This window comes from Pediococcus damnosus (assembly GCF_001437255.1).
Taxonomy (GTDB): domain Bacteria; phylum Bacillota; class Bacilli; order Lactobacillales; family Lactobacillaceae; genus Pediococcus; species Pediococcus damnosus.
In genome coordinates, this window is record NZ_JQBD01000179.1 from 1 (window position 1) to 703 (window position 703).

Annotated in this window: 1 protein-coding gene; it reads left to right on the plus strand. The window is 46.8% G+C overall.

Annotated features, from left to right (window positions below; translation table 11 throughout):
• Positions 1-681: ISL3 family transposase (locus tag IV84_RS10540; RefSeq protein ID WP_155515927.1), on the plus strand; the 681-nt coding region annotated here is incomplete at its 5' end.
• Positions 682-703: the final 22 nt, after the last annotated feature.

Sequence of the window (703 nt, forward strand, 5' to 3'; positions counted from 1 at the left end):
GTTAAAGTACTTAGCGACCGCCTTAATAGAACCATCAAACAGTTCTTTCTTAGTCAGTACAGCACCGCAGAACGGGCCGCGGTTCAACGCGTCATCATGGACATGAACGCCTCCTATCAGGCATTCGTGCACGAACTATTCCCTAACGCCGAACTCATTATTGATCGGTTCCACATTATTCAATTAATGGGCCGGACGATGGATACCATTCGCACTCAATGTTTAAAGCAACTCGACAAGCATTCGCGGGAATATAAAGTACTGAAATCACTATGGCGCCTATTCCACAAGGCCAACCCTGACGCACAAAAGAGCCGCTACCTCTTCGGCCTGAATGAGTACTCGACCGAACAGAACGCTATTGATATTGGAACCAATACGTTTCCGGCCTTCAAAACAGCTTATGAAACCTACATCGATCTCCACGATGCTTTGATGGGGCGTCACGCTGATGAACTCAAGAATATGATCACTAACTATCAGCCTAACGGCACGCCCCTAGATACGGCCATGCATACCCTACGAAAGAATCTTAATGGAGTAATTAATGCCGCCAAATCGTCCTACTCTAACGGACCGATAGAGGGCATCAACCGTAAGATCAAGGAGCTCAAACGTGCTTGTTATGGCTTCTCCAATCAGGCCAATATGTTCACACGCGTCTACCAGCTGATTGCCTAGATTATCTACCACAATAACGTCA